The following is a 25,077-nucleotide window of genomic DNA, read 5'->3' as shown; positions in this document are numbered from 1 at the left end:
CCGGTGGCGGAACGGGGCGGCGGCCGACTCTTCGTGATCATGTCACCGATGCGTGACAGCGTTGTACTGGAACGACGACGCCGCGCGCCCTTCGGCGCCCAACTCCCGCACAGTGGTGGGGTAGGCGCCGAGGAACCGAAACGGATTCGGCCTCGGCCACAGACCACAGACCACAGACCACCAAGGGGCTCGTCCATGTCGTCCGGCAACCGCCGCAAGGCCTTCCTCGTCTCCGCAGCCCTCCTCGGCGGCGCCATGCTGCTGACGGGGTGCCAGGACTCCGACGCGGCGGCCACGGACGCCGGCTCCGCGCCGTCCCCCTCCGCCGCCGCGCCGTCCGGCCGGGCCGGCGCCCCGTCCGGCGCGCCCACGGCCGGCGCCGAGCAGGGTGGCAAGGGCACCGCGGGCGGCTCCGGCGCCGACACCGGCAACGGGGTGCGCAAGCCCGTCGGGCAGACCTGCGGCGCCAACGACATCGCCTGGAGCACCAAGTCCGAGAGCCAGGCCGGCGGATACATCCTGATCACCGCGAAGGCGAAGCCCGGGATCACCTGCTACCTGCCCGCCGCGCTGCCCACCGTGGCGTTCGGCTCCGACGGCACCGAGGCCGGTCCCGCCGAGCACGCCGCGGCCCAGCAGATCCAGCTGAGCGGGAGCACCGCCGCCTACGCCGGGGTGAACCCGAAGACCACCAAGGCGAACGGCGGCAAGGAGCTGGACAGCATCATCGTCGCCGTCGGCAACACCGACCCCGACCCGGTCTCGCTGCCGGTCGGCACCATCACGGTCGACCACCCGGTCGTCACCAACTGGCACACCTCCCCGAAGGACGCCGTCCCCGTCAGGTGACCGGCCCCGCGCGGTCCGCCGTGCCGGGCGCCGGGGCGGCCTGCGCCCGCAGGGCCGAGCGGTGTCGTGCCCAGGACGAGCGGATGTGCGCGGCAAGGCGCTCCTCCAGCAGGAGGGTCGCCGCGCAGCCGAAGGCGACGTCGGGCTCCAGGTCCGGCTCGTCGGCGAGCAGCCCGCCGATGACCTCGTGGCGCACGACCTGCTCGTGGACGGCGTCGGCCTCCACGTGCTCGGCGTAGAAGCGCTCGGCCGCCTCCCCCGCGCCGCACCGGCGCATGGCCCGGGCGAGGCGCCGGGAGCCGGGCGACGAGGTGACCTCCACGCACGCGAAGTGCCCGACCAGGGCTCCCCGCAGGGAACGGTGCAGGCCCAGCAGGGACATCAGGTTCACGGTGGCGAGCAGCGGCGCGGGCGCCCGGTCCAGGTAGTGGCCGTAGGCGGTCTCCAGGCCGAGGTCCTCCATGAGGTCGGCAAAGAGACGGGCGTGGATGCGGTCGGGGTGGCCGGCGCCGAACTCGTCGTACTCGATGGCGACCATGGCGGCCTTGGCCCGGCCGCGCAGCCGGGGGATCACCCAGGCGTGCGGGTCGGCCTCCTTCAGGTGGTACAGGGAGCGCAGGGCCGCGTACTCGCGCAGCTGCCAGAGCTCGCCTTGGGTCTCCAGGTGGTGGCTGAGGCTCCCGGCCGGGTCCACCGGTTCGACGAGCAGAGGGGCGAAGGCCTCCGTCACCGTGTCCGGGGCGTCTTCCGTCGCCGTGCGCAGGGCGCGCAGGAAGTGGTCCTCCAGGGTCCCGCGCAGCATCAGCAGGTGCGGATCCCATTCGAGGGCGTCGTCCACGCCGGCGAAGCCGCGGTAGTGCAGTTCGTAGAGCAGGTAGAGGGCGAGGTGCAGGTCCTCGCCCCACGGATCGGCCCCGGCGACGGCCTGGGCGTCCACGTCCGGCGGCCGGCCACCGCGCAGGGCGGCGACGACGGCGCGGGACAACGGCCCGCGGCCCTCGACGAGCTCGGGGGCGGACGCGGCTCCCGCCGGAGCGTGGGGGCGGGCGCGCGGGTGGGCGGGTGCGGTCATCGCTCGTTCCTGTCCTCGGGCCCCGCGGGTTCCCCGGGTTCCCCGGGTTCCCCGGACGGCCGGGCGGCGCGCTCGCGGGCGCGGTGGCTGGTGTCGCACCAGGGGTGGGTGCGGCTGCGGCGGCAGGTGCACACCGCGACCATGAACCGGTCCGACCGGGCGGTGGTCCCGTCGTCCAGGACGATCTCGACCGGCCCCTCGACCAGGACCGGGCCGCCGCGCTCCACGGTCACCCGCCGGGGGCGGGCAGCCCGCCCGGCCGTCGTCGGGGTGCGGTCGGGTTCAGGGGTACCGGGCACGGACCACCACCAGCTCCTCCAGCTCGTCGTCTTCCCCCGCCAGGCCCCTCGCGCGCAGCCACGCGCCACGGGAGCGCAGGACCGGTCCCCACGGGACGCGGGTGCGTTCCGCGACGTGGGCGGACATCCCCTGACGGGCCAGGAGGGCGAGGGTCTCCGGCGCCCCGCACATCCCCGAATGGACCATCAGGAGGACGCCTCCGGGGCGCAGCAGGGCCGGGGCGGCCGCACAGATCCGGTCGATCACGGCACGGCCGTCCCGGCCGCCCTCCCAGGCCCGCCGGGCTCCGCCGGCGGGCAGCCGTGCCTCGGGACCGGGGACGTAGGGCGGGTTGGCCAGCACGAGGTCGAAGCGCCGTCCCCGGGTCCGGGCCGCGAAGTCGCCGTGCAGGACGCACAACCGCAGGCGCCGGCGCCACCCGTTGAGCCGGGCGGCGAGGACCGCGGGCCACGCCACGTCGACGGCGGTGACCTCGGCCCCCCTGGCCGCCGCGCGGAGGGCGAGCGCTCCGGTGCCCGTCCCGATCTCGACGACCTGCGCACCGGGGTGCAGGGGCTCGCGGGCGAGGGCGTCGGCGAGCAACAGGGTGTCGGCCTGGGGGCGGTAGACGCCGGGCAGCGCGATCAGGCGCGGCGCGGGGTCGCGGTACGTCAGTGCGGTGCTGGGCACGGGGACCTCCTGATCGGCCGCCGCCCGCCGGCCGCGGCGCGGGGTCTGCGGCGCCGGGGACGCCGGGGGGACGTGGGGTGGTCACGGGCCGCGCCTACCCATGATCGGTCGCTTTGCACATCGGCGCCAACCGTCCGGTGGCCGTCGGCCCGCCGCCCCGCTCAGGTCCGGTCGCGGGTCTCGTCGACCACCGGGAGGGCGGCGGTGCGGCGGCGGCGCAGGACGCTGCTGTAGACGGCGAGTCCGAGGAGCCCGGCCGCCATCATGATCAGGCCCGCCACGTCGAGATTGATGCCGTCCATGTGCCAGTCGCTCGCGAAGGTGAGGATCGCCCCCACCACGATCAGGGTGATGCAACCGCCTATGCCTGCCATGGATGCCGCCTCCTCGTCGGTGACCGTGCTCGGTGACGGCGCGGTTACCCGGGCTCCCGGGGCCGAAACGGCCGCCCGTGACCGGCCGGGCACGCGCCGCAGCCGTGCGGCCCGGCCCGGTGCATGGCGGGCGCCGCAGCGGGCAGGGGCGCCTCGGACACCATCACGGGAGGCGGATCATGGCAGCACCGTCCGTCGGCGGGACACGGGTACGGGAGACGCGCGCGGCGATGGGCGCGGCCGCCCGGTTCGGGCTGGCCACGCGCGGGGTGCTGTACGCGCTGGTGGGCCTGCTGGCCCTGCGGATCGCGTTCGGGCGCGGCGGGAAGGCGGCCGACCGAACGGGGGCGCTCGCCGAGATCGCCGATCACCCGTTCGGGCGGCTGCTGGTGTGGGCGGTCGGGGCGGGCCTGGTGGCGATGGCGGCGTGGCGGCTCTCGGAGGCCGTCCTCGGGGCCGCCGGACCCGAGGGGTGCAAGCCGACCCGACGCGCCACGTCCGCCGCCCGGGCCGGCTTCTACGGGGTGGCGGCCTTCTCCGCCCTGTCCTTCGCCGCGGGCCGGGGCGGCGGGCGCTCAGGCGACGAACAGTCACGGGACGTGACGGCGGCGGTGCTGGCCGTCACGGCCGGCCAGTGGCTCGTGGGGGCGGCGGGCCTCGCTCTCGCCGTCGGCGGGGTGGTCATCGCGGTGAACGCGGCCCGGCTCTCCTTCCGCGAGGAGATGGACACCGGCCGCCTTCCCCGGGCAGCGCGCCGGAGCGTGGACGTGCTGGGCGTGGTGGGCGGCGTCGCACGCGGCGCCGTGTTCACCGCGGCGGGAGCGTGGCTCGTCCACGCCGCCGTCTCCTACGACCCGCAGAAGGCCAAGGGCGTCGACGACACCCTCCGCTCGTTCGCGCAGACCCCCGCCGGCCCGTGGCTGCTGGTCGTCGTCGCCACGGGGCTGCTGCTGTTCGGCGCGTTCTCCTGGGCCGCGGCCGTATGGCGCCGCGTGTAGGGGAGGGCTCCCCCTTTCCCGGAAAAATGGTGAGCGGAATGCTCGTCCGGCTACGCCGGAAGGGAATGTCCCCGTGAGCCGCCTTGGAAAATCGGACCGTCGTACACGGCGTCGCCATGCGTGTTCTCGTGGCTCTGGGGCCTCCGGTGCGCGACCATTACGGACGCCGAGACGGCTCGGACACCGGCGCCGGGCGTGAGGGCGAGCGGCCGACGTCGCGGGCGGGCAGCAGCCAGTAGACGGAAAGACGAGACAGGAAGAAGGACGGACGTGTCCGGTAGCGAAAGCGAGAACCCGGTAATCCCCTCCCCGGCCCCGGCGGCGGCTCCTCCCAGGACGAACCGGGACTGGTGGCCCAACCAGCTGGACCTTCAGGTTCTCCACCAGAATTCGCCCCTGGCCGATCCGATGGGCGAGGACTTCGACTACGCGCGGGAGTTCGCGGCCCTCGACGTCGAGGCGCTGAAGCGGGACGTGTTCGAGGTGATGACCACGTCGCAGGAGTGGTGGCCCGCCGACTACGGCCACTACGGGCCGCTTTTCATCCGGATGAGCTGGCATGCCGCGGGCACCTACCGGATCGCCGACGGGCGCGGTGGCGCCGGCGCGGGCATGCAGCGGTTCGCGCCTTTGAACAGCTGGCCGGACAACGCGAGCCTCGACAAGGCGCGGCGGCTGCTCTGGCCGGTCAAGCAGAAGTACGGCCGGAAGCTCTCCTGGGCGGACCTGCTCGTTTTCGCCGGTAACTGCGCGCTGGAATCCATGGGATTCAAGACGTTCGGATTCGGATTCGGACGGGAGGACGTCTGGGAGCCCGGGGAGATTTTCTGGGGACCGGAGAACACCTGGCTGGGAGACGAGCGCTACCGCGGCGACCGGGAACTCACCGGTCCTTTCGGCGCCGTCCAGATGGGCCTGATCTACGTCAATCCGGAAGGACCCAACGGAAATCCGGACCCGGTGGCCGCCGCCCGGGACATCCGCGAGACGTTCAGGCGCATGGCGATGGACGACGTGGAGACGGTCGCGCTGATCGTCGGCGGTCACACGTTCGGCAAGTGCCACGGAGCCGTCGACCCCGAGTACATCGGTCCGGAGCCGGAGGCCGCGCCCCTGGAACAGCAGGGCCTCGGCTGGCGGAACGCGTACGACACCGGCAGCGGTCCGCACACCGTCACCAGCGGGCTCGAAGGCGCGTGGACCACCGAGCCGACGCGGTGGGACAACGGCTACCTGGACAACCTGTTCCGCTACGAGTGGGAGCTGACGACGAGCCCGGCCGGCGCGCAGCAGTGGACGCCGAAGGACCCCTCCGCCCAGGGCACCGTGCCCGACGCCCACGATCCGTCGAAGCGCCACGCCCCCATGATGCTGACGACCGACCTCGCGCTGAGGCTGGATCCGGTGTACGAGCCGATCGCACGCCGCTTCCGGGACAACCCCGGCGAGCTGGCCGACGCCTTCGCCAGGGCCTGGTACAAGCTCCTGCACCGCGACATGGGGCCCGTCACCCGCTATCTCGGCCCGTGGATCCCCGAGCCCCAGCTGTGGCAGGACCCGGTCCCCGCCGTCGACCACGACCTGGTGACGGAGAAGGACGTGGCCGCGCTCAAGAGCACCATCCTCGCTTCGGGCCTGTCCGTCCCCCAGCTGGTCGCCACGGCGTGGGCGTCGGCGGCGAGCTTCCGCGGTACCGACAAGCGCGGCGGGGCCAACGGCGCCCGGATCCGGCTCGCGCCGCAGCGCGGCTGGGAGGTGAACGACACCCCCGAACTGTCCGAGGTGCTGGAGACCCTGGAGCGCGTCCGGCAGGAGTTCAACGGATCGCGGTCCGACGGTACGAGGGTCTCGCTCGCCGACCTGATCGTCCTGGGCGGGTGCGCCGCCGTCGAACGGGCCGCGGCGGACGCCGGCCACGAGGTGACGGTCCCGTTCGCCCCCGGGCGCACGGACGCCTCGCAGGAGCAGACCGACGCGGAGTCGTTCGCGGTGCTGGAACCGAGCGCGGACGGCTTCCGCAACTACCTCCGGGCAGGCGAGAAGCCGTCGGCGGAGACCCTGCTCCTGGACCGGGCCAGCCTGCTGACGCTGACGGCGCCGGAGATGACGGTCCTCCTGGGCGGCATGCGCGCCCTGGACGCCAACTTCGGGCGGTCCCGGCACGGCGTGCTCACCGACCGGCCGGGGACGCTGACCCCGGACTTCTTCGTGAACCTGCTCGACATGGGGACGGAGTGGAAGGCGTCGGCCGCGGTCGAGGGCGAGTTCGAGGGCCGGGACCGGGCCACGGGCGAGGTCAGGTGGACGGCCACCGCCGTCGACCTGGTCTTCGGCTCCCACTCCCAGCTGCGGGCGCTGTCGGAGGTCTACGCCTGCGAGGACGCGCGCGGGAAGTTCGTGCGGGACTTCGTCGCCGCGTGGGACAAGGTCATGAACCTCGACCGGTTCGACCTCCGCTGAGCCGCCCGGAGCCGGCCCGTGGCCTCAGCGCCCCCGGGCCGGCTCCCAGTCCTGGGCGAGGAGCCCGAGCAGCACCTCGTCCAGGACCTCGCCCAGCACCCAGGCCGAGGAGCGCAGCACGCCCTCACGGACGAAGCCGTTGCGCTCGGCGGAGCGCAGCATCGGGGCGTTGTCCGCCAGCGTCTCGATCTGGAGCCGCCGCAGGCCGCGGACCACGAAGGCGTAGTGGCACAGCACGGCGACCACGTCGGTGCCGTAACCCTTGCCGCGGAATCCCGGGCGCAGCCCCAGTCCGATGTGCGCGACCCGGTTGTGGGTGTCGATGCCCCGGAGCGTCGCGGTGCCGGCGAGCATGCCGCCGTCCAGCTCCACCACGGAGAACCGGACGCTCCGCTGCTCCTTGTCGTCCACGGTGAGCCGCGGGTCCTGCGACCCGGGTCCGACCGGCCACCACGGTCCGGACTCGGCCCGCGAGGAGTAGACCACGTCGTCGTAGAGCTCGGTCCGCAGGACCGGTACGTCGTCCTCGTGCCGGGCCCTGAGCCCGACGGTGCGCCCTCTCAGCATGCGGCCTTCCTATCCGCCCGGGGCGGATGGCGGCAACGCGATATCCGGCTGCCGCGCGGGCCGGGGCGGCGGTACGAGGCCGCGGAGGAAGGTCCGGACGGCCGCGGCGAACCCCTCGGGGTCGGTCTCGTGGACGGTGTGGCCGGCGGGGAGCTCGACCAGCCGTGTGCCCGGCCGCCGGGCCGCCATGGCCCGGGCGTGCTCGGCCCGCAGGACGCTGCTGCGGCTGCCGCGGACCAGCAGGGCCGGGCAGCGGCTGCCGAGCCAGGCCAGCCAGTGGCTGCCGTTGAGTTCGCGCTGGGACGCCGCCATGGCGTCGGGGCGGAAGGCGAGGCCCCATCCGTCCCCGTACTCGCGGACCGCGTCCGTCAGGTGGGCGGCCGACGCCCCGAGGGCCTCCAGCAGGGCGGCGCGGGTGGGGGCCCGGTGCGGCCATCCGAGGCAGAACGAGACGTCCCCGTCCACGTCCGCGCCGATGTCCTCGATGACCATGGCATGGATCAGCCGGGGGTGGCGGAAGGCGAGCTGGTAGGCGTTGACGCCGCCCATGGAGTGGCCGAGCACGACCACCGGGCCGAGGCCCAGGTGGCGCAGTACGGCCGCCGCGTCCTCGACGTAGCCCTTGCGGGAGAAGTCCGACGGCTGGTCGGAGTACCCGTGTCCGCGCTGGTCGAGGGCCACGACCCGCCAGTCCGGCGCCAGCCGCCGGGCCAGCCGCGCGAACGTCCGGGCCTCGCCGAAATGCCCGTGCAGGGCGAAGAGGACCGGGCCGGGGCCGCCGAAGTCCAGGTAGGAGAGGCGTCGCCCCGAGAGCGACACGGAGGCGCGGACGGGCTCACACGGGATGGTTGCCGGCACACAGGCAATCCTGCCATGGGCATGCCCGGGTCGGGGCGGGTCCCGGTCCACTTGACCGCGGATCTGATTAGGCTCCATATTACTGCCGTGAACCAGTACCCCGCGGCAGGACCGGCCGCACCCACGCTCGATCAGGCGCGCCGCCAGCTCGCCCGCTACGGCCTCGCGGCCGATCCGCAGGCGGTGCTCGTCGCGGTACGGCTGATGGCGGCCGGCGCCCGGATCGGGCAGGCGGGCGAGGTGCACTTCGGCCGGTTCGGCCTCTCCACGGGCCGGTACCGGCTGCTGGCCGATCTGGAGGACCACGGCGGCGAGAAGTCGCCCTCCCAGCTCGCCGCGAGCCTCGGCGTCTCCCGGGCCACCGTGACGGGACTGGTCGACGGCCTGGAGAGGGAGGGGTTGGTGGCCCGCCGGCCGTCCGTCGAGGACGGGCGCGGCAACGTGGTGATCCTCACCGCCCGCGGCGCCGACAAGCTGCGCGACCTTGCGCCCGAGCACTTCCGCCGGATGGAGGCGCTCGTCGGCGGGCTCACGCCCGACGAGCGCACCACCTTCCTGGACCTGCTGGCACGGGTGGTCGCGGGCATCGACGCACTGACCGAGGACTGACCGACCCCGCTCGACGGGCCGCCCTTACGGCGGCCCTTCTTGCGCCGTAATAGTTAGCCACCTAATCACCTATGCCGGGCGAGAATGCCGGCCGAGAGGACGATCCATGACGAAGAGGAAGACCCCCGGCGCTCCGCCGCCCTCCCCCGCCCTGTGGCGCGAGGTACTGGCCGCCTACGCGATGCCCGCTGTGACGGCCGGCGCCGGCGGCGCCGTCACCGGACAACCGGCTCTGGCGATGGCGGCGTTCACCACCATCGGCGGCACCTCCGCCCTGGTGGCCGCCGCCCTCGGCGCCGGGCTGCGGCGCCGGCCCGTCCGCACCCGGCCCGTCCGCGCCCGGCGCGCCCTCACCGCCACCGCCGCGGGCCTGGCCGCCGCGGCGCTCGGGCTGACCGCCGGCCTCGCCGCAGCCCGCTGGCTGCCGCAGGTCCCGGGCCTCGCCGACAGCCCCTGGCCGCGCCGGCTGCCGGTCGACATGCCGGTCTCCGCGGCCGTCGCGGCCGCCCTCACCACCTGGCGCCTGCTCGGCGGCCGCCCGGCCGGGACACGGGCACCCCGGACCGACCCCACCCCCCTGACCGAAGGACAGACATCGTGATCGTCGTCATGGGCGCCGCCGGCGCCACCGGCGGTGCGACCCTGCGCAGCCTCGCCGCCCTCGGCGTGCCCACCCGCGCCCTCAGCCGCGACCCCGCCCGCCTGGCCTCCGTACTCGACGGGCCCACGCGCGCCCGTACCGCCGTCACGGCGGCGGACGCCGCCGATCCGCAGTCCCTGCGGGCGGCCTTCCACGGCGCGGACCGGCTCCTTCTGACCATGGCTAACGGCCCGCACCAGGTCCGGTACGAGCTCAACGCGGTCGAGGCGGCGGCCGCCTGCGGCGTGCGGCACATCGTCAAGATCTCCGCGCCCGCCGCCGAGCCGGACTCCCCCGTCGCCGTCTCCCGCGGCCACCACCTGGTCGAGGAGCGGCTGCGGACCAGCGGGGTCACCACCAGCGTCCTGCGGCCCTACGCCTTCATGCAGAGGCTGCTGCTCCTCGCGCCCGCAATCGCCGCCGCCGGAGTGGTGCACGGCGCGACGGGCGGGGCGCGGTGCAACTACGTGGACGTCCGCGACATCGGGGACGCCGCGGCCGGGGTCCTCACCCATCCGGCACCGCCAGGCGGCGCGTACCCGCTCACGGGCGGGCGGGCCTACAGCCACCCGGAGCTCACCGCGCTGCTGGGCCGGATGCTGGGCCGGCCGGTCCGCTACGTCGACCTCGCCCCGGCCGAGCTCCACGCCCACCTGGTCGGGCGGGGCGGGATGCCGGACTGGCTGGCCGCCCACGTGGTGGAGATCCAGCAGCTCGCGGTAACCCGGGAGGAGAAGCCGGACGACACCTTCCGCCGGCTCACCGGGCGCGCCCCGCGCACCCTGGAGGCGTTCCTGGGCGAGAACCTCCACCGGTTCCGCTGACCGCGCCGGCGGGCGGCTCCTCACGGGCCGCCCGCCGGTGGATGTTGACCTTCAGGTGGGTCGAAACCCAAGGATGGAGGGGTGCCGAATTCCGAACTGATGCCCATCGGGGCCTTCGCCCGCCGCTGCGGCCTGACCCCCAGCGCCCTGCGTTTCTACGCGGACTCCGGGCTGCTCCCCCCTGCCGAGGTCGACCCGCTGACGGGCTACCGCTCCTACGACGCCGGCCAGGTGGCGCGGGCGACCGCACTGCGGCGGCTCCGCGAGATCGCCATGCCCCTGCCCGCCGTCGAGGCGGTCCTCGCCGCCGGGCCCGAGGAGGCGTCCCGGCTGCTCGACGCACACGTGGCGAAGGTCGTCGGGGAGGCGGCGGCGGCCGTGCGGAACGCCGCAGTCGTCCATGCCTCGCTCGGGGGCGCGCCCGGTGTGCCGATCGCGGCGCTGAAGGGGCCCGTACTGGCCGACGCGGTCGAGCAGGTCCTGAGCGCGTCCGCGGGCGACCCGGGGATGCCGGTGCTCGCCGGGCTGCGGATCGAGGCGGACGGGGAGGCGGTCTCCCTGACCGCGACCGACCGGTACCGGCTCTCCACCCGCACCCTGGTCCCGGCCGGGCCGCCGGGGCGGCCGTGGGCCGGCACGGTCGACGGCGGCGACCTGCGGGCGGCGGCCCCCGCGATCCGCCGCAGCCCGCTGGTGCGGCTGGAGGCGGCGCCTCACGGGATCCGGATCCGGGCGGCGGGGCGGGAGGACCGGTACTGCCGGCTGCTGACCGGGGAGTTCCCCGACCACCGGCTGGCGCTCGCCTCACTGGGCGAGGTCACCGGCCGCGCGACGGTCGCGAAGGAGCCGCTGCTGCGCGCCCTGGAGGAGCTGCCCGGCGACAGCGTCGCCCTGCACGTGACCGACCACGCGGTGGACGTCCGCCCGGCGGACGGCGACCACCCCGGCGTTCCCCTCCCGGCCACCACGACGGGTGGGGCCCTGCGGATCCGGTTCGAGCCGACCACGCTCCATCCGGCCGTGAGCGGCGCGATCGGCCCCGACGTGATGTTCGACCTGAGGGGCCCCGACGGGCCGGTCACGATCCGCTCCGCCGACCGCGGCGACCTCACCACCCTCGTCATGCCCGTCCCCCCGTCCTGACGCCCCGACCGAGGGCGACGTAGAGGTACCTCCGTGACCACCACACCCGCTGGCCCCGACCGCCTCGACGCCCACCGCCGGCCGGGGTCCTCCGCGGCCGCCGCAGCGCACATCGACGCGGCCCGGGCGCACTTCCCCGGGGCGGGTTCAGGCGGGGAGGGTGAGGAGTACCTCGTCGATCTCCTCGCCGCGCGCGTTCGCGAAGTCCCGCTCGGTGCGGGGACACCACGAAACCGCACCTCTGCAGCACGTGGAGGGAGCCGCCGTTGTCGGCGGCCGCGCGGGCGTGGAGCGGGCGGTGCGGTAGGGCGGCGAGCAGGGCGCGCAGCGCGGCGGTCGCCGCACCGCGGTCCCGACGACTTCGCCGAGGACGACTTCCGCCGGACCGGCCCCCGCTTCCAGGGGGAGGACTTCTCCCGCAACCTCGCCGTCGTCGACGCCGTCGGGCGCCTGGCGGAGGCCACGTCGGTCACCCCCTCCCAACTGGCCCTCGCCTGGGTGCTGCGCCGGGGCGCGGTGCCGATCCCGGGCACGAAGCGGCGCACCTGCCTGGAGGAGAACCTCGCCGCCACCGGTGTCACGATCACCGACGAGGACATCGCCGCGATCGAGGCCGTGGCCCCGCGCGGCGTCGCCTCCGGCGACCGCTACGCCCCCGAGTACATGCACACCCTGAACGGCTGACGGACCCCCGACGCCCCCCGCCCCGGCTCGCGCGCAGCGGGCCGGGGCGGCGGCCGTCCCCGCCCGTGCGGACCGTCCCCGCGGGCGGCGCCGACGGCGGCGGGTGGCAGCATGTCGCCATGACTCGCGACGATCTTGACACTCTGTTCTCCTCCCCCGCCGGCCTGCTCGCCGCCGGCCCCGTGGCCCTCGGCGACCTGCCCGCCACGGGGGGCGGCGCGGGCCGCGAGGCCTACGCCCAGGCCGTCGCGATCCTCGGCGGGGCCGAGGTGCCGCGGGCGGAGTTCGCCTCCTGGCTGCACTTCGGCGCGAAGGTGCTCGGCCACGACGCCTACGCCGACCGGGTCGCCGCGGCCGAGCCCGCCATGCCGTGGCGGACGGTGTGGGCCTGGTGGCGGCCGGTCGGCGCCTACCGGGCCCGGCCGAACCTGAGCGGGGACGGCGGCGTCGAGGTCCACGAGGCCCCGGACGGCCGCCTCCTGCTGAAGCTGCGGTCCCACACGGCCGAGGAGCTCTGGCTCGATCCGGCCACCGGCGCACGGGTTCCGGCCCCCGCGGACGGCGAGTTCGCCGAGCGCCCGTACGACGCCGCCGCCGAGGGACCCGTCCTCTTCGACCCCGAGGACGAGGACCACGGCCTCCACCAGCCCGACGCCTGGGAGGAGCCCGCGCCCCTGCCGGGCGGCCGCGTCATGTTCTCCGACCCGCGCGGTGTCGTCGTCCTGGAGCACAACGGCGGTGCGGCCGACGCCTCCGAGGAGCACGAGGCCCTCTCCTGGGGCGAGGAGCGTCCGTGGTTCGCCGGGCCGGCGCCCGCCGACACCCCCCTGGACGCCGCCCGCCTGGAGGAGTCCTTCGACGCGGACGGGACGGTGGTTCTGACCCGGGAGCAGTTGCCCGCCGCGCTGACGCACGCGCCCACGAGGGAGCTGGCCGTGACGGCGGGGCTGCCGACGTGGTTCGCCGTGGGCGTCGCCACGTTCACCCTGGCGTGGGCCGACGGGAAGGCGTACGGGCTGGAGCCCGAGGGGAACGGCCTGCTGCACCTGGGCAGCTTCGACCTGCGGTACGCCGACGCCGGCAAGGTGTTCGTCCACCCCGCCACGGGCACGGTGTCGATGGTCCGCAACGACGGGGAGCCGTTCACCCTCGCCCGGGACACCGAGACGTTCGTGCGGCTGCTGGAGGCGGTGTACCGGTTCAAGGGGGCCTGCTGGGACCCGTACCCGGGCGAGACCGGCCACCGGGACTTCCTCCGCGAGGTCGCCGCCCTCGAACCGCTCGCGGTGGACGAGGAGTCCCCCGCGGCGGACGTGTGGGGCCACCTGTTCGCGGCCATCACCGAACTCAGCCCCTGGGGCTTCTGACACCGGACGGCCCGGACCCGGACCCCGGCGGGCCGGGGGCACCGGCGGGCCGGGGGCACCGGCGGGCCGGGGGCCGGACGGGGTCAGCGCGTGAGGGCGTAGGCGGCCCGGTCGCTCGCGCAGGGGGCGAAGCCCGCGTTGTCCTCGCAGCCGAGCTGCTCCCAGGTCTTGCAGTCGTACCGGGGAAGGGACTCACCGGGCGCGGGCCACGCCGCGCTCCCCGGGCGTCGGCCCTCTGGCGCACCGGCGGCCGTGTCGGGCACCATCGCGGTGATCGACCCGCACGGACACGGCCCCCCTCTCACGCTCACCCGGCAGGAGGCTTTCGCACGTGAAGACCCGATCCGTCCTCACCGCCCTCTTCCTCGTCCTCGGCGCGCTGTTCGCCCCGGGGTTCGGAGCACTGACCGGCACGACCCAGGCCCACGCGGCGACCAAGATCACCCACGCGACGGCGACCTCGATGTTCCGTCAGGCGGGGATCACCTGGTCCTCCTCGGGCAACTGCTCGGACCGCTACAACGCGACCTGCACCTCCTTCGAGCAGCTCAACCTGGCCACGGCCCAAGGCGCCCAGACGCTGAAGGCCGCCACCGGCTGCGCGCTGAACATCACCGGCGGCACCGAGACCGGCCACGCGAGCGGAACGTACTCCCACTGGAACGGATACAAGCTCGACTACGCGAAGGCCACGTGCCTCACCAACTACGTCAAGAACACGTTCGCCTACATCGGCGTACGCGGCGACGGCGCCCCCATGTGGCAGTCCGGATCGGGCAACGTCTACGCCGACGAGGGCAACCACTGGGACGTCCTCTACTACAACTGCGGCGGCTGCTGACCCGCCGTCACCCGCCGCGCCGCCGGCCCGGCGCGGGCCTCCCCGCGACCCCGTCGCGGGGAGGCCTCACGCACCCTCCAGCCAGTCGGTGTACCAGGCGCGGAACCCCGGGCTCGCCGGGACGAAGCCGCCCCAGTCGGGATCGATCCGCCAGACCTCGCCGGCGTACGGGCCGTTCAGGACCAGCCGCACGAACATGCCGCAGCCCTCTTCGGCCAGCACGAGCGTGCCCGGGGTGAGTGCGTCGGGGCGTCCCGTGAGCCGGCCGGGCAGGGGTGCGGTGAGCGGGAACGGGGCGGAGAGCCGGCCCGGAAGCCGGTCCTGCGCCCACTCGTCGTCCACGGCCCACCCGTCGCCGGCCTCCGGCCGGGGGTCGGCCAGCGGCATCAGCCCGTGGGCGGGCCCCGCCGGTCCGTCGCCCACCTCCGCGACGAAGGACCGGTACTCCGCCGGCAGTCCGATGCCGTGGGACTCCTCGAACGCCCGGATCCGCGTCTCCGGCAGCCGCGGCGCCAGCGCGTACCGGTGCGTCCGCGCGCCGGAGCGCTCCCACTCCGGATCCCCGGCGGCCAGATCCCGGATCCGTGTGCGGACCGCGTCCGCGTCCCAGTTGCCCATGCGGCGACCGTAACAACGCCGCGCGCGCCGCCGGCCGCCGGGCCCGGGTGGCCGGCGGACCGGCTTGACCTTGACACGGTGGCAAGGTCTTCACTCTCCGCCGAGGAGGTGGTCCCGATGATCACGCAGAACGGGGAAGAGTCACTGGAGCGGGCTCTGGAGGGGCTGGGGCACGACAGTGCGCAGGTACGGCTGAGGGCGGCCATGGAGGTGGGGACGGCGGCGGACCCCCGGTCGGTCGGCGCACTGATCGAACGGTGCGCGGTCGAGCCGGAGTTCTTCGTGCGCGACATGCTGACCTGGGCGCTGACCCGCCATCCGCGCGCGGTGACGGTTCCCCGGCTGGTGGATGTGCTGGGCTCGGAGTGCGCCCAGGCACGCGGCCAGGCCCTGCACACGCTGTCCAAGATCGGCGACCGGGTGGCGTGGCCGGCGATCGGCCGCCGGCTGCTGACCGACCCCGACGACGCGGTGGCGCGCAGCGCCTGGCGGGCGGCGGTCGTCCTGGTGCCCGGGGGCGCGGAGCGGCTGGAGCTGGCCGCCGTGCTGGCGACGCAGCTCGGGCGCGGCGGGCGGGAGACGCGGTTGAGCCTCAGCCGGGCGTTCGTCGCGCTGGGCGAGGAGGTGCTGCCGGTGCTGCGCGCCGCGGGGGCGGGGCGGGCCGACGGGGTGCGCGAGCACGCGATCGCGACGGAACGGCTGGTGCGCGACCCGGACGCCGGGTTCGGGTTCGCCCTCGAGGAGGCGAAGCGGATCATGGTCGGAGGTTGAGCGGGGCGGCCGGAGGGAGTGGGCGGGCGGTGTTGATCGGTGAGGTGGCGCGGCGGTCGGGGGTCAGCGCCCGGATGCTCCGGCACTACGAGTCGCTCGGCCTGCTGCGGCCGACCGGCCGTACGGGGGCGGGCTACCGGGAGTACGGGGACGAGGACATCCGGCGGATCTTCCACATCGAGAGCCTGCGGTCGCTGGGGCTCGGGCTGCGCGACGTCGCCCGGGCGCTGGACGATCCCGGTTTCACCCCGTCCGGGCTCATCGACGACCTGGTGCGGCAGGTGCGGGAGCGCATCGAGGCCGAGACCCGGCTCCTCACCCGGCTGGAGCGGATCGGTGCCGCGGAGCCCGCCGGGTGGGAGGAGGTCCTGCGGGTCGTCGCCCTGTTGCAGGCGCTCAGGTCGCCGAGCGCCGGGGAGCGCCAGCGTGCGGCCCTGTCGGCGGCCGAGGGCGGTGCGGCGCCGGTGGAGGCGCTGGTCGAGGCCGCGCTCGGCGAGACGGATCCGAACGTCGCCGGCGCCCTGCGCTGGGCGCTGGCCCGGGCCGGTGAGGCCGGGGTCGCTCTCCTCGCGGAGGGGCTGCGGTCGCCCGGGGCCGAGGTGCGCAGACGTGCCGCGCAGGCCCTCGCGGAGATCCCGCTGCCCGGGGCGACCGCGCTGCTGGAGGGGGCACTGGAGGACCGCGACGCGGCCGTCCGCAGGTGCGCGGCCCTCGCGCTGGGGGCGCGGGGGGTGGCGGCGGCGGTCCCGGAGCTCACCGGCATGGTCGTCGACGGGGCGAACGACGTCGACGCGGCCGACGCGCTGGGCGCGCTGGCCGCCGATCCCGCGCTGGCGGACCGCATCGCCACCGGGCTCCGCGAGCGCCTGTGCCACGGCGCGGTCGGGGCGTCCGGCCGGCTGCGGCTGGTGCAGGCGCTGGCGGACATCCCCGGGAGCACGGCGTCCCGTGCCCTGGCGGAGCTGGCGCGCGACGGGAACCGTGTCGTCGCCCGCACGGCGGCGTACCTGCTGGAGCGGCGCGGCGCGCCCTGACCGCCCCCCGGCGGGCGCCCGGCGCGGGTCGGCGGGGCGGCCTGGGGGTGGGTCGTGTTCTGGATCCACGCCTCGTCCCGGACGAAGTTCGCGCCGTTGACGTCGCCGTGCGTCTGCCACCCGCCGGGTGGTTCGGGTTCACCGGGTCGGTCGGGCTCGCGACGGTGTCGGTGAGGTCCGGTAGATCTCCTTCACGGTCGGAGACCCGTGTGCAACCGACGTCCGGCAGTTTCATACCTGGCGCCGGGCGGCGCGGCGCAGGGCGCGGTGAAGGGGGGTGGCGCCCTCGTGGCGGAGCCGGGAGTGGCGGTCCAGTTCCTCCATGAGGCGCTGGGAGCGCTTGTCCACGTCGAGTTCGTCCAGCACCCGGTCGACGTCGGCGAGCAGGGCGCCGTGCAGCTGCCACTGCGCCGGTGCGGTGTGCAGCTGCTCGAGCAGCAGCCGCGCCAGGAGGTCGCGGGCCTCCCGCGCCATGCCCAGCTCCCGTGTGAGCCGTTCCTCCTGCTCCTCGGCGTTGGTGGTGACCTGGGCGGTGATCAGCCGGGAGAAGCTGTGGACGGCGAGTGCCATATGGCCGAACAGGTCCTGGAGGGCCCGGGTCACGGGCGCGGAGAACAGCGGCTCGTCGGTGCGGGCCTTCGCCAGGTCCGTGAGCGCCCGGGCGGAGACGCGCAGCACGACCGCGCAGATCTCGAGGGTGTCGAGGCCCGTGCGCAGGACCAGCCGGTACATCAGGCCCTCCCGGACGCGCGGGTTCATCCGGAGGCTGTCCTCCGCCTGGCGGAGCGCGGCGTCGACCTCGGCGATGTCGTTGTCGAGCCGGCGCGCCTCGTGCAGCCGGGTCGCGGCCTCGGCGACGGTGGTGCGCCCCGTGAGTTCGTCGGCCATGCCGGTCAGCAGGGCGGCCATGCGGGCGGCGAGGTCGTCGATCGCCCGGCGGGCGGGCTCCACCCAGACGGGCGGGGCGAACAGGAGGTTGAAGGCCAGTCCGACCACCGCGCCGATCAGTGTCTCCAGCACCCGGTCCCAGGCCGTGTCGGCCACCCGGGTGACGCCGAGGACCAGCATCGCGCTGATCGCCACCTCGGGGATGAACTCGTCCACCCTGACCAGGTGTCCGACCACCAGCGAGGCCAGGATGACCAGCCCGAGGCTCCACCAGGTCAGGCCCACGAGGGCGCTGAAGCCGATCGCGACCAGCACCCCGGCCACGACCGAGTTCACGCGGCGGATGCCGGTGGTGAGCGTGGAGTACAGGGTGACCTGGACGACGAGCAGGGCGGTGAGCGGTGCCGTCAGCGGCGCGGGCTCGCTGCTGAGCTGGAGTGCGACCACGTACGAGATCACCGCGGCCCCGGTGGACCGTACGCTCTGCACCACCACGGGGTCCCGCCGCCTGGCAGCCAGGCGGCGCGCGGTGTGGCGGAGGGGAAGGAGGGGACGTGCGAGACGGGGCATACCTTCGCCTCTTCCCCCGTCGGCCGCCGCGATCACGCCATGGGCCGGTTTCGGGTCGCTCCGTCCGGCGGCGCCTCGGCCGGACCGGGCCCTCACGCCGCCGTGCCTACCCGGAGGCCGGGGCTCCCGCGTACAGGGGGCGGCGCTCCTCCTCGGTCAGGCCGCCCCACACACCGTAGGGCTCCTGCACGCGCAGGGCGTGGCGCAGGCACTCCACCTGCACCGGGCACAGCGCGCATATCTCCCTGGCCGCCTCGTCGCGCTCGGCGCGGTCCTCGCCGCGCTCCCCCGCCGGGTGGAAGAACCTGTCCGGGCCGAGGTCGCGGCAGGCGGCTCCCTCCTGCCACGTCCAGTGGTGCTCGGCTCGGCCCGGCAGCCGTGACACGTTCGACATGGGTCGACTCCCTTCACGCGTGATCGGGTGGATCGGATGCATCGGGTGGATCGGATGGATCGGAGGGGTTGCCCGGATCGGATGGGCTCGGCGGACCGGGTCGCCGTGTGCGTCAATGCCGCGTCTGGCCCCGTCACCCGTCGTGAAACCTCCGTGTGCGTCCGGGCTCCGGGACCGCGCGGGGCGCGGGGACGGCCGGGGAGGTGGAGACGCGCGGGAGGGCGTAGGGGTGCTTCTCGGAGAGCCAGGCGACGAGTTGCTCGCGCACCGTGCAACGGGCGGTCCACAGGTCGTCGGGATCCTTGGCGGTGACGATGGCCCTCAGGACGACGGTGGTGGGGGTGGTGTCGGTGACCGCGAGGTCCCAGCCGCGGCCGTCCCACGCCGGGCAGCCGTCGAGGATCTCCCTGAGCCGTTCGCGGATCAGCGGTACGGGGGCGCTGTGGTCGCAGTGCAGGAAGACGGTTCCGGTCATCTGGATGCCGCCGCGGGACCAGTTCTCGAAGGGCTTGCCGGTGAAGTAGGAGACGGGCATGGTGATGCGGCGCTCGTCCCAGGTGCGGACGGCGAGGAAGGTGAGCGTGACCTCCTCGACGACGCCCCACTCGCCGTCGACGACGACGGTGTCGCCGATGCGCACCAGGTCGCCGAAGGCGATCTGGAACCCGGCGAAGAGGTTGCCGAGGGTGGACTGGGCGGCCACGCCGGCGACGATGCCGATGAGGCCCGCGGAGGCCAGCACCGAGGTGCCGACGGTGCGGAAGTCGGGGAAGGTGAGCAGCATCGCGGCCGCGGCGACCAGCGCGACGACGGCGGTGACGATCCTCATGATGAGGGTGACCTGCGTGCGGACGCGGCGCAGCCGGGACGGGTCGCGGGTGCCGGCGGCGTAGCGGGCGTAGGAGGACTCGACCACCGCCGAGGTGATGTGGACGACACACCAGGCGCTCGCGCCGATCGTCACCAGCGAGAGGGTCCTGCCCGCGGCCGCCTCGTGCGCCTGGAGGGGCTGCCACGCGATCTGCCGGTACGAACCGCGCAGCAGGGCGGCCAGCAGGAGCACGCGCAGCGGCAGTGCGCAGCGGCGCAGCAGGCTCCACAGAGGGGTCTCGGGGTGGCGGGCGTCCGCGCGCCTCAGCAGCAGGTCGGCGAGCCAGCCGGCCGCGAGGGTGAGCAGGACGGAACCGCCCAGGACGATCAGCAGTCTCAGAACGCCGTTCATGGCTCCTCGGTGGTGTCGGGGACGGGCAGGGTGCGCGTCGGGTCCGCGCGTGCCCTGCCGTTCCCCCGGCAAACCGACGGGGCGCCCCGGCCGGGGCGGCCGGGGCGGTGCGTTCGCGCGCACGCCGCGCGCTCCGAGGGCGTCGGTGCCGACGGCGAAGACGGTGGTGTCCAGGCGGCCACCGTCCCGGACCAGGGGGGCGACCCTGGTGAAGCCGAAGCCGAAGCCGTGGGTGAGGGGGAAGGGGAAGGGGAACTCGGCGCCGGGGGCGGCCGGCGCGCCGACGGCCGCCTTCCGGTCGCTCGGGTTCACCGAGGCCGCGCGGGCCGGTCGGGCCGGGTCCGCGGCGTGCGGGGCCGCGGCCGCCGGCGCCGCTCCCTCTGCCGGCTCACGCGTCACCCGGCCGGGGCGGCGCGTCTGCGGGGCACCGGGCCCGGGGCACATCCGTCGGCCACAGGACGGCGTTTTCCGGCCGATCCGCGGCCTACGGGGCCGCGTGCCGGGATGCGGCCGCGATGCGGGGCAGCCGCGGTGGAGGCGGTCGAGGGGCCGCCTCCGCCACGGCGGGCCCGGCCGGGTCACGCGGCGGGACACCGGAACAGGAAGGAAAGGGACCATGCTGATCACCGTCACCCGCTCCGGAGGGTTCGCCGGGATCGAGAAGGAGCGCGAGCTCGACACCACGGGCCGCAGGGACGCGCCGCGGTGGGAGGACCTGGCACACCGGGCCGTCGCGTCCGTCGCGGACGGCTACCACTACCGGATCACCGTCGACGGCCGGGCGGTCGATCTCCAGGACCCCTACCTGTCCGAGGACCAGAGGGAGCTGATCCGCGGGGTGCTCGGCGAGGGCGCCTGACCGGGTTGCGGGCGGCCGCCCGGACGGCCCGGCCCGAGGTGCGCACCGGCCCGGGGGCTACGCCGTCGCACGGGGTTCCCGGTCGGCGGGGGCACCGGCGGCCGCTCCCCCCACGGGCGGCGGCGTCGGAGCGGCCAGCGGGGCGGCGAGGTAGGCGAGCAGGCCGGCGATCTCGTGGTCGGCCTCGGCCGGGTGGCGGAAGCGCGCTCCGGGGGCGATGACGTAGCGGTTGCGCCGGCCGTCGCGGGTCCGGGTGAGGTATCCGTCGGCTTCGAGGTCCGTGACGATCGCCTGCACGGTGCGCTCGGTGAGGCCGCAGGCCAGGGCGATGTCGCGCAGGCGGACTCCCGGGTCGCGCGCGATGGCGATCAGGACCCGGGCGTGGTTGGTCAGGAAGGTCCAGCGGCTGCGGCGGGACCCGGCGTGCTCGTTCTCCACCCGGCCATTCTTGGGCGGTCACTCACGAAAGGCAAATCCCGAAATATTTTTCCGGTATCACTTGACGTGTGTCCGCTCACCGGGCAGGGTGCGGGGTGAGCGGAATCGGACTTCCGTTTGATCGGACGATCGAGCCACGCACCGCAAGCCCACGTGCCCAAGGAGCGGAGACGATGACCTTTACGGCCACTGACGACGTGACGAGCCGGACGACGCCGGCCACAGCGCCCCCCGCGGCGCGTCACGTCGCGGGAACCCCGGCGGAGGCGACCGCGCTGGACGGGCTGCCGGACGTCCCCTGCCCCCGTGAGGTGGACCCGGGTGACGCCCGGCAGCTGACGCGGGTGTTCTTCGAACGCCTGAGGAGCCTGGAAGAGGGCACCCCCGAGTACCAGTACGTGCGCAACACCCTGATCGAGATGAACATCTCACTGGTGAACTTCGCCGCCCGACCGTTCCGGGACCGCCCGGGCGGGCCGGAGAGCGAGGACATCGTGCAGGTCGGCGTGATCGGGCTGATCAAGGCCATCGACCGGTACGAACTCGACCGCAACACCCAGTTCTCCACTCTCGCCCTGCCGTACATCACGGGCGAGATCAAGCGTCATTTCCGGGACACCACCTGGGCCGTACGGGTCCCGCGCCGCCTCCAGGAGCTGCGGTCACTGCTGGCGAGGACCACGGAGGACCTGACCGCCGTGACCGGCCGGGCCCCCACCCCCGCCGAACTCGCCGCGCACCTCGACCTCGACGAGGAGGAGGTCCGCCAGGGCCTGGTCGCGGCGAACGGCTACTCCGCCCAGTCGCTCGACGCCCCCGCGGGTCCCGCCGAGGGCCGCGAGTCGGCCCCCGGACCCGCCCGGTCCGCGCACAGCCTCGCCGAGACCCTGGGCGAGGCCGACCCCGCGCTGGAGACGGTCGAGGACCTGCACGCTCTGGCCCCGCTCCTGTCGGAGCTCGACGAACGCACCACGCGCATCCTGCGGATGCGCTTCGGGCAGGAGATGACGCAGCGGGAGATCGGCGAGGAGATCGGCATGTCCCAGATGCACGTCTCACGCCTGCTCACGCGCACCCTGGGCGCCCTGCGCGAGGAACTGCTGCACGACTGAGCCCCTCCCCTTTCCCCGGCACCCAGGACGGCCGCGTCACGGCGGGCCGTCCTGCCGTACCGCACCTTCGGGACCTTCGGGCGGCCGGAAGCACGCGGTGATCGTCTTGCGGTGGTCGCCCGGGTGCACCTCCCACGCGTCGGCGAGCGCGTCGACGATGCCCATGCCCCGCCCGGACGTCGCCCGGTCGCCGGCCTCCCGGGGGCGCGGCGGGGTCGGGTCGGCGTCCGCCACGCTGACGTGGAGGCAGCGGCCGTCCCAGGTGAGGACGAGGTGTGCGGTGCTCGCGGCGTGCACGTGGGCGTTCGTCACCAGCTCGGACACGGCGAGCAGGACGGAGTGCACCGTGTCCGGGGCATCCTGGGCCCACTCCAGGGAGGCCAGGTGACCGGCGGTCCACACCCGGGCCGCGCGGACCCCGTTCGCCACCGGGAAGGCGTGTGCCCAGCCGACCGCACGCAGTTCCACCGTCCTCGACCACCTTTCTTCCGGCTCTTCGCAGTCCGCACCTACCCGCAACCCCCGCCCGCACTCACCGCGCCCCGGAGCCCGCGCCGGGACGGCGCTGGTGGCGCAGCCAGGCCGTCAGGGCGGCCTGGAGCTCGGCCACTTCGCGGTGGCTGAGGTCCTCGCCGGCGGGGCCGACGTTCAGGCGTACGCCCGCACCCGTGACGGTCCAGCCCGCGCCGCGCCGGGGACGGGAGACGAGGGTGCGGCCCTCGGCGAGGCAGCGCAGGGCCTCGCGGACCGCCGGGGGCACGCCGCGCGGGGCGGCGGACGCGACGCCGGCGGCCGGGCCCGGCGACGCGGTGCTCCCGGAGCGGGCCGTGAGGCCGATCGCCTGGTAGAAGGCGGCCAGCGCGTCCTCCAGCGAACCGGGACCGGCGGGGGCGGCACCGGTGAACTCGGCGACCAGCTCCGGATGCGCCTTCGGCGCGTGCTCGCCCCACGGGCGGGGGTGGAGCGGGCGCTCCCCGGTGTCGAGGCGGACACAGGCCGGGGCGATCAACGTGCGGGTGTAGCCCTGGTGGAGCAGCTCGGCGTACAGCTTGCGCAGGGTCGCGGCCTGGCGCGGCACCGGGTGCGGGTCCGCGCCGACCGGGGCGTGCGGCCGGGTGGGCCGCGGCACCAGGCCGAGGAGGCCGCTGCTGTGGTGCAGGACCCCCGCCTCGGTGAGCACCACCGTCGTCTGCCGGCCCTTCCTGTCCCAGCCGAGCCGGAACCCCACCACTGTGGTCCCCATCGAACGCGCTCCTTCCCGGCCGCCGTGCGGCGCGGCCGAGCACCCGACGGTAGTCAGAGCGGCGCGCGACGCGGGGCGACATCACGGAGGTTGACACCCCGTCGGGCCGTTTGTGCTACGGGACATGCCGGCCCCGTTCTTCCCGGATCTCGGCCGGGCTCCCCGCCCGGGCTCACCGCATGGCCACCGCACTCGTCGTCGGCTACGACCCGACCGCGACACCCGGCATCGACGCGACGGCCCTGCGCGCCTCGCTCGACGCGGAGTCGGCCCGGTTCGGCGCACACGGCGGACGGCCGACGGGAACAGCGGGAGCGGGCATGACGGGCATGAGCGTGCTGCGACGGGCGGGACCGGTGGCGGCGGCCGCGGCGCTGCCCGCCGCCGGCTCGGGTCCGGGCCTGGCGATCGTCCACGAGCCGGTCACGGCCGACGGGGGCACGGTGTTCGCCCATGCGGAGCAGAGCGCGTCGACCTCATGCGCGGTCGTTCACGCCCTCATTCATGCACCCGCAGGGCCCGGGTGGGCCGGGGCCGGCGCGGAGGCGGCGAGGGCCTCGGCGAGGTTCTCCTTGCGCATCCGCTGGTCCACGTAGAGCAGGGACAGGACCAGCTGGGGGTACCCGAGCTGGAACACCGAGGCGATCACCGTGCCGATCAGGGCGCAGACCACGTACCCGACGATGCCGAGGACCAGCGTGCCCGGCCGCGCCTCGTCGGCCGTCGCGAAGACGGCGGGGACGAGCGCGAAGATGCCGAGGAGGGTGAACGGCAGCTGGACGATGTAGCCGACCACCGACGCCAGGAGGTACGCCGCCGCCGCGATGCCGAACGTGCGCCACCAGCCGCCCGCGACCAGACGGGAGGAGCGCCGCATCGCCGCGATCGGGCCGAGGCCCTCGCACACCGCGACGGCGGGCGCCAGGCTGAACCGGATCGCGAGCCACACCAGCACGGGCAGCCAGAGCAGCAGGCCCAAGGGCAGCAGGAACAAGGCCGCCGGCGGGGCGGCGTCGTGCGCGGCGGCCGACAGGAGCGGCGGGAAGCACAGTGCGTAGAGGACGAGCACCGGTCCGCCCGCGAGCAGCCCCACGCACAGCAGGACGCCGAGGACGGAGGGCAGCCGGGACCAGCAGCGCCGCCACAGCGCCGAGAAGGTCACGGGACGGCCGAGCACCGCCTCCTGGATCACCGCGGGGCACGCGGCGCCGATCATCCCGGTGAGCAGGACCATGACGAGCACCAGCAGCACCGCGACCGGTGCCAGGTACAGGAGCAGGGCGGCCACGTCGCCGGCCGCGGGCGTTTCGCCGTCCGGCAGGTTGAACACCGCGGCGAAGCGGGTGTCCAGCCCGATGGCGGCGAGGCCGACCGCCGCGGCGATCAGCAGGATCCCGATGCCCTGGGCCAGGAGGACGACGCCGGTCAGGGGCTTCCAGTAGCGGCGGAACGCGGTGAAGGCGCCGCCGAGCACATCACCCGCCCCGAGCGGCCTGAGCGGTACGACGCCCGGTTGCGGCGGGGGCGGCGCCCACCCTCCCCATGGCGGTACCGGCTGTCCCGGGTGGTTGGGCCCCCACCCCGCGTGGTGCGACATCGCTGTCTCCCCCCTCGAAAGGGGACACCGTAACCCGCGGCTCCGTGCCACCGGCCCGCCACCCCCCACGGGCGGC

The 25,077-nt window shown here is 75.0% G+C and carries 29 protein-coding genes and 2 pseudogenes; 15 read left to right on the top strand and 16 right to left on the bottom strand.

The window, feature by feature from the left end; genetic code table 11:
* The first annotated feature begins 195 nt into the window (after window positions 1-195).
* On the top strand, window positions 196-849 hold the full coding sequence (locus tag ACFY15_RS10495; RefSeq protein WP_390691188.1) for a DUF4232 domain-containing protein: 654 nt from the start codon (window positions 196-198) through the stop codon (window positions 847-849).
* Here the strand turns inward: ACFY15_RS10495 and ACFY15_RS10490 are convergent.
* The 4 genes from ACFY15_RS10490 to ACFY15_RS10475 form a co-directional block, all read right to left on the bottom strand.
* Window positions 842-1,921: an iron-containing redox enzyme family protein gene (locus tag ACFY15_RS10490; RefSeq protein WP_390691189.1), complete on the bottom strand. Its 1,080-nt coding sequence runs from the start codon at window positions 1,919-1,921 to the stop codon at window positions 842-844. The two genes, ACFY15_RS10495 and ACFY15_RS10490, sit on opposite strands and share 8 nt — an antisense overlap.
* Complete coding sequence (locus ACFY15_RS10485; protein WP_390691190.1) at window positions 1,918-2,220, bottom strand: CDGSH iron-sulfur domain-containing protein; 303 nt, start codon at window positions 2,218-2,220, stop codon at window positions 1,918-1,920. The genes ACFY15_RS10490 and ACFY15_RS10485 overlap by 4 nt, the downstream gene beginning before the upstream one ends.
* Complete coding sequence (locus ACFY15_RS10480; protein ID WP_390691191.1) at window positions 2,204-2,890, bottom strand: HemK2/MTQ2 family protein methyltransferase; 687 nt, start codon at window positions 2,888-2,890, stop codon at window positions 2,204-2,206. The genes ACFY15_RS10485 and ACFY15_RS10480 overlap by 17 nt, the downstream gene beginning before the upstream one ends.
* A 161-nt stretch (window positions 2,891-3,051) precedes the next feature.
* Window positions 3,052-3,264: a hypothetical protein gene (locus ACFY15_RS10475; protein WP_390691192.1), complete on the bottom strand. Its 213-nt coding sequence runs from the start codon at window positions 3,262-3,264 to the stop codon at window positions 3,052-3,054.
* Window positions 3,265-3,443: 179 nt separating this feature from the next.
* Here ACFY15_RS10475 and ACFY15_RS10470 point away from each other — a divergent pair, with 179 nt between their 5' ends.
* Together ACFY15_RS10470 and katG are read left to right on the top strand one after the other, a co-directional pair.
* Window positions 3,444-4,262, top strand: a complete 819-nt coding sequence (locus ACFY15_RS10470; RefSeq protein ID WP_390691193.1) for a DUF1206 domain-containing protein — start codon at window positions 3,444-3,446, stop codon at window positions 4,260-4,262.
* Between the two features lie 270 nt (window positions 4,263-4,532).
* Window positions 4,533-6,722 carry a catalase/peroxidase HPI gene (gene katG / locus ACFY15_RS10465; RefSeq protein WP_390691194.1) on the top strand — a complete coding sequence of 730 codons (2,190 nt, stop codon included), beginning with the start codon at window positions 4,533-4,535 and terminating at the stop codon, window positions 6,720-6,722.
* A gap of 24 nt (window positions 6,723-6,746) precedes the next feature.
* On the opposite strand, the gene ACFY15_RS10460 is transcribed toward katG, so the two are convergent.
* Together ACFY15_RS10460 and ACFY15_RS10455 are read right to left on the bottom strand one after the other, a co-directional pair.
* The gene (locus ACFY15_RS10460; protein ID WP_390825343.1) at window positions 6,747-7,289 is read right to left on the bottom strand and encodes a GNAT family N-acetyltransferase; all 543 of its coding nucleotides are present in this window, start codon (window positions 7,287-7,289) and stop codon (window positions 6,747-6,749) included.
* A gap of 9 nt (window positions 7,290-7,298) precedes the next feature.
* A complete protein-coding gene (locus tag ACFY15_RS10455; RefSeq protein WP_390825342.1) occupies window positions 7,299-8,147 on the bottom strand; it encodes an alpha/beta fold hydrolase in 849 nt (282 codons plus the stop codon).
* 87 nt (window positions 8,148-8,234) lie between these two features.
* On the opposite strand from ACFY15_RS10455, the gene ACFY15_RS10450 reads away from it, so the two are divergent.
* The 4 genes from ACFY15_RS10450 to ACFY15_RS10435 all read left to right on the top strand — a co-directional run bounded on the left by ACFY15_RS10450 (window position 8,235) and on the right by ACFY15_RS10435 (window position 11,363).
* Complete coding sequence (locus ACFY15_RS10450; RefSeq protein WP_390691366.1) at window positions 8,235-8,756, top strand: MarR family winged helix-turn-helix transcriptional regulator; 522 nt, start codon at window positions 8,235-8,237, stop codon at window positions 8,754-8,756.
* 106 nt (window positions 8,757-8,862) lie between these two features.
* Entirely contained in the window at window positions 8,863-9,357 is a 495-nt protein-coding gene (locus ACFY15_RS10445) for a hypothetical protein (protein ID WP_390691367.1), read from the top strand.
* Window positions 9,354-10,220 (top strand): NmrA family NAD(P)-binding protein, encoded by an 867-nt coding sequence (locus tag ACFY15_RS10440; protein ID WP_390691368.1) that lies wholly within the window; start codon window positions 9,354-9,356, stop codon window positions 10,218-10,220. The genes ACFY15_RS10445 and ACFY15_RS10440 overlap by 4 nt, the downstream gene beginning before the upstream one ends.
* Window positions 10,221-10,301: 81 nt before the next feature.
* Window positions 10,302-11,363 carry a MerR family transcriptional regulator gene (locus ACFY15_RS10435; RefSeq protein ID WP_390691369.1) on the top strand — a complete coding sequence of 354 codons (1,062 nt, stop codon included), beginning with the start codon at window positions 10,302-10,304 and terminating at the stop codon, window positions 11,361-11,363.
* A gap of 147 nt (window positions 11,364-11,510) precedes the next feature.
* Here ACFY15_RS10435 and ACFY15_RS10430 read toward each other — a convergent pair.
* A pseudogene (locus ACFY15_RS10430) lies at window positions 11,511-11,712 on the bottom strand (GNAT family N-acetyltransferase); the annotation flags it as partial.
* A gap of 29 nt (window positions 11,713-11,741) precedes the next feature.
* Between ACFY15_RS10430 and ACFY15_RS10425 the strand changes: the two are divergent.
* Window positions 11,742-12,047, top strand: a pseudogene (locus tag ACFY15_RS10425) (aldo/keto reductase); the annotation flags it as partial.
* A 119-nt stretch (window positions 12,048-12,166) separates the two neighbouring features.
* Window positions 12,167-13,414: an SUKH-4 family immunity protein gene (locus ACFY15_RS10420; RefSeq protein WP_390825341.1), complete on the top strand. Its 1,248-nt coding sequence runs from the start codon at window positions 12,167-12,169 to the stop codon at window positions 13,412-13,414.
* An 83-nt stretch (window positions 13,415-13,497) separates the two neighbouring features.
* On the opposite strand, the gene ACFY15_RS10415 is transcribed toward ACFY15_RS10420, so the two are convergent.
* Complete coding sequence (locus ACFY15_RS10415) at window positions 13,498-13,680, bottom strand: hypothetical protein (RefSeq protein WP_390691371.1); 183 nt, start codon at window positions 13,678-13,680, stop codon at window positions 13,498-13,500.
* Between the two features lie 65 nt (window positions 13,681-13,745).
* Here ACFY15_RS10415 and ACFY15_RS10410 point away from each other — a divergent pair, with 65 nt between their 5' ends.
* The gene (locus tag ACFY15_RS10410; protein WP_390691372.1) at window positions 13,746-14,255 is read left to right on the top strand and encodes a hypothetical protein; all 510 of its coding nucleotides are present in this window, start codon (window positions 13,746-13,748) and stop codon (window positions 14,253-14,255) included.
* 66 nt (window positions 14,256-14,321) lie between these two features.
* On the opposite strand, the gene ACFY15_RS10405 is transcribed toward ACFY15_RS10410, so the two are convergent.
* Window positions 14,322-14,873: an SMI1/KNR4 family protein gene (locus tag ACFY15_RS10405; RefSeq protein WP_390691373.1), complete on the bottom strand. Its 552-nt coding sequence runs from the start codon at window positions 14,871-14,873 to the stop codon at window positions 14,322-14,324.
* Window positions 14,874-14,990: 117 nt separating this feature from the next.
* On the opposite strand from ACFY15_RS10405, the gene ACFY15_RS10400 reads away from it, so the two are divergent.
* Both ACFY15_RS10400 and ACFY15_RS10395 read left to right on the top strand, forming a co-directional pair.
* Window positions 14,991-15,644 carry a HEAT repeat domain-containing protein gene (locus ACFY15_RS10400; RefSeq protein ID WP_390691415.1) on the top strand — a complete coding sequence of 218 codons (654 nt, stop codon included), beginning with the start codon at window positions 14,991-14,993 and terminating at the stop codon, window positions 15,642-15,644.
* Window positions 15,645-15,673: 29 nt separating this feature from the next.
* Entirely contained in the window at window positions 15,674-16,678 is a 1,005-nt protein-coding gene (locus ACFY15_RS10395) for a HEAT repeat domain-containing protein (RefSeq protein ID WP_390691374.1), read from the top strand.
* Window positions 16,679-16,909: 231 nt separating this feature from the next.
* Here the strand turns inward: ACFY15_RS10395 and ACFY15_RS10390 are convergent, their stop codons facing one another.
* The 3 genes from ACFY15_RS10390 to ACFY15_RS10380 all read right to left on the bottom strand — a co-directional run bounded on the left by ACFY15_RS10390 (window position 16,910) and on the right by ACFY15_RS10380 (window position 19,752).
* Window positions 16,910-18,136, bottom strand: coding sequence for an aromatic acid exporter family protein (locus tag ACFY15_RS10390; protein WP_390691375.1), 1,227 nt, complete (start codon window positions 18,134-18,136; stop codon window positions 16,910-16,912).
* Between the two features lie 106 nt (window positions 18,137-18,242).
* The gene (locus ACFY15_RS10385; RefSeq protein ID WP_390691376.1) at window positions 18,243-18,530 is read right to left on the bottom strand and encodes a WhiB family transcriptional regulator; all 288 of its coding nucleotides are present in this window, start codon (window positions 18,528-18,530) and stop codon (window positions 18,243-18,245) included.
* Window positions 18,531-18,663: 133 nt separating this feature from the next.
* Window positions 18,664-19,752 carry a mechanosensitive ion channel family protein gene (locus ACFY15_RS10380; RefSeq protein ID WP_390691377.1) on the bottom strand — a complete coding sequence of 363 codons (1,089 nt, stop codon included), beginning with the start codon at window positions 19,750-19,752 and terminating at the stop codon, window positions 18,664-18,666.
* Between the two features lie 616 nt (window positions 19,753-20,368).
* Between ACFY15_RS10380 and ACFY15_RS10375 the strand changes: the two genes are divergently transcribed.
* Window positions 20,369-20,611 carry a protealysin inhibitor emfourin gene (locus tag ACFY15_RS10375; protein WP_390691378.1) on the top strand — a complete coding sequence of 81 codons (243 nt, stop codon included), beginning with the start codon at window positions 20,369-20,371 and terminating at the stop codon, window positions 20,609-20,611.
* A gap of 57 nt (window positions 20,612-20,668) precedes the next feature.
* Here the strand turns inward: ACFY15_RS10375 and ACFY15_RS10370 are convergent, their stop codons facing one another.
* The gene (locus tag ACFY15_RS10370; protein WP_390691379.1) at window positions 20,669-21,049 is read right to left on the bottom strand and encodes a helix-turn-helix transcriptional regulator; all 381 of its coding nucleotides are present in this window, start codon (window positions 21,047-21,049) and stop codon (window positions 20,669-20,671) included.
* Window positions 21,050-21,222: 173 nt separating this feature from the next.
* Between ACFY15_RS10370 and ACFY15_RS10365 the strand changes: the two genes are divergently transcribed.
* Window positions 21,223-22,161, top strand: a complete 939-nt coding sequence (locus ACFY15_RS10365) for a SigB/SigF/SigG family RNA polymerase sigma factor (RefSeq protein WP_390691380.1) — start codon at window positions 21,223-21,225, stop codon at window positions 22,159-22,161.
* 36 nt (window positions 22,162-22,197) lie between these two features.
* On the opposite strand, the gene ACFY15_RS10360 is transcribed toward ACFY15_RS10365, so the two are convergent.
* Both ACFY15_RS10360 and ACFY15_RS10355 read right to left on the bottom strand, forming a co-directional pair.
* Window positions 22,198-22,623: an ATP-binding protein gene (locus ACFY15_RS10360; protein ID WP_390691416.1), complete on the bottom strand. Its 426-nt coding sequence runs from the start codon at window positions 22,621-22,623 to the stop codon at window positions 22,198-22,200.
* A gap of 70 nt (window positions 22,624-22,693) precedes the next feature.
* A complete protein-coding gene (locus ACFY15_RS10355) occupies window positions 22,694-23,404 on the bottom strand; it encodes a hypothetical protein (RefSeq protein WP_390691381.1) in 711 nt (236 codons plus the stop codon).
* Between the two features lie 179 nt (window positions 23,405-23,583).
* Between ACFY15_RS10355 and ACFY15_RS10350 the strand changes: the two genes are divergently transcribed.
* Entirely contained in the window at window positions 23,584-24,000 is a 417-nt protein-coding gene (locus ACFY15_RS10350) for a hypothetical protein (protein ID WP_390825340.1), read from the top strand.
* On the opposite strand, the gene ACFY15_RS10345 is transcribed toward ACFY15_RS10350, so the two are convergent.
* Window positions 23,907-24,878, bottom strand: a complete 972-nt coding sequence (locus tag ACFY15_RS10345; RefSeq protein ID WP_390825338.1) for a hypothetical protein — start codon at window positions 24,876-24,878, stop codon at window positions 23,907-23,909. The genes ACFY15_RS10350 and ACFY15_RS10345 overlap by 94 nt on opposite strands.
* Window positions 24,879-25,077: the final 199 nt, after the last annotated feature.

The sequence above is a fragment of the Streptomyces sp. NPDC001373 genome, assembly GCF_042895815.1.
Taxonomy (GTDB): Bacteria; Actinomycetota; Actinomycetes; order Streptomycetales; family Streptomycetaceae; genus Streptomyces.
Note: the sequence above shows the minus strand (reverse complement) of the source record. Positions and strands in the feature narration are given on the sequence as shown.

Excerpts from the sequence above, each read along its gene's own strand:
- ACFY15_RS10490 (WP_390691189.1), bottom strand. The coding sequence starts at position 1,921 with ATGACCGCACCCGCCCACCCGCGCGCCCGCCCCCACGCTCCGGCGGGA.
- ACFY15_RS10415 (WP_390691371.1), bottom strand. The coding sequence starts at position 13,680 with ATGGTGCCCGACACGGCCGCCGGTGCGCCAGAGGGCCGACGCCCGGGG.
- ACFY15_RS10365 (WP_390691380.1), top strand. The coding sequence starts at position 21,223 with ATGACCTTTACGGCCACTGACGACGTGACGAGCCGGACGACGCCGGCC.
- ACFY15_RS10475 (WP_390691192.1), bottom strand. The coding sequence starts at position 3,264 with ATGGCAGGCATAGGCGGTTGCATCACCCTGATCGTGGTGGGGGCGATC.
- ACFY15_RS10350 (WP_390825340.1), top strand. The coding sequence starts at position 23,584 with ATGGCCACCGCACTCGTCGTCGGCTACGACCCGACCGCGACACCCGGC.
- ACFY15_RS10355 (WP_390691381.1), bottom strand. The coding sequence starts at position 23,404 with ATGGGGACCACAGTGGTGGGGTTCCGGCTCGGCTGGGACAGGAAGGGC.
- ACFY15_RS10470 (WP_390691193.1), top strand. The coding sequence starts at position 3,444 with ATGGCAGCACCGTCCGTCGGCGGGACACGGGTACGGGAGACGCGCGCG.
- ACFY15_RS10380 (WP_390691377.1), bottom strand. The coding sequence starts at position 19,752 with ATGAACGGCGTTCTGAGACTGCTGATCGTCCTGGGCGGTTCCGTCCTG.
- ACFY15_RS10460 (WP_390825343.1), bottom strand. The coding sequence starts at position 7,289 with ATGCTGAGAGGGCGCACCGTCGGGCTCAGGGCCCGGCACGAGGACGAC.
- ACFY15_RS10495 (WP_390691188.1), top strand. The coding sequence starts at position 196 with ATGTCGTCCGGCAACCGCCGCAAGGCCTTCCTCGTCTCCGCAGCCCTC.
- ACFY15_RS10385 (WP_390691376.1), bottom strand. The coding sequence starts at position 18,530 with ATGTCGAACGTGTCACGGCTGCCGGGCCGAGCCGAGCACCACTGGACG.
- ACFY15_RS10400 (WP_390691415.1), top strand. The coding sequence starts at position 14,991 with ATGATCACGCAGAACGGGGAAGAGTCACTGGAGCGGGCTCTGGAGGGG.
- ACFY15_RS10420 (WP_390825341.1), top strand. The coding sequence starts at position 12,167 with ATGACTCGCGACGATCTTGACACTCTGTTCTCCTCCCCCGCCGGCCTG.
- ACFY15_RS10375 (WP_390691378.1), top strand. The coding sequence starts at position 20,369 with ATGCTGATCACCGTCACCCGCTCCGGAGGGTTCGCCGGGATCGAGAAG.
- ACFY15_RS10445 (WP_390691367.1), top strand. The coding sequence starts at position 8,863 with ATGACGAAGAGGAAGACCCCCGGCGCTCCGCCGCCCTCCCCCGCCCTG.
- ACFY15_RS10390 (WP_390691375.1), bottom strand. The coding sequence starts at position 18,136 with ATGCCCCGTCTCGCACGTCCCCTCCTTCCCCTCCGCCACACCGCGCGC.
- ACFY15_RS10405 (WP_390691373.1), bottom strand. The coding sequence starts at position 14,873 with ATGGGCAACTGGGACGCGGACGCGGTCCGCACACGGATCCGGGATCTG.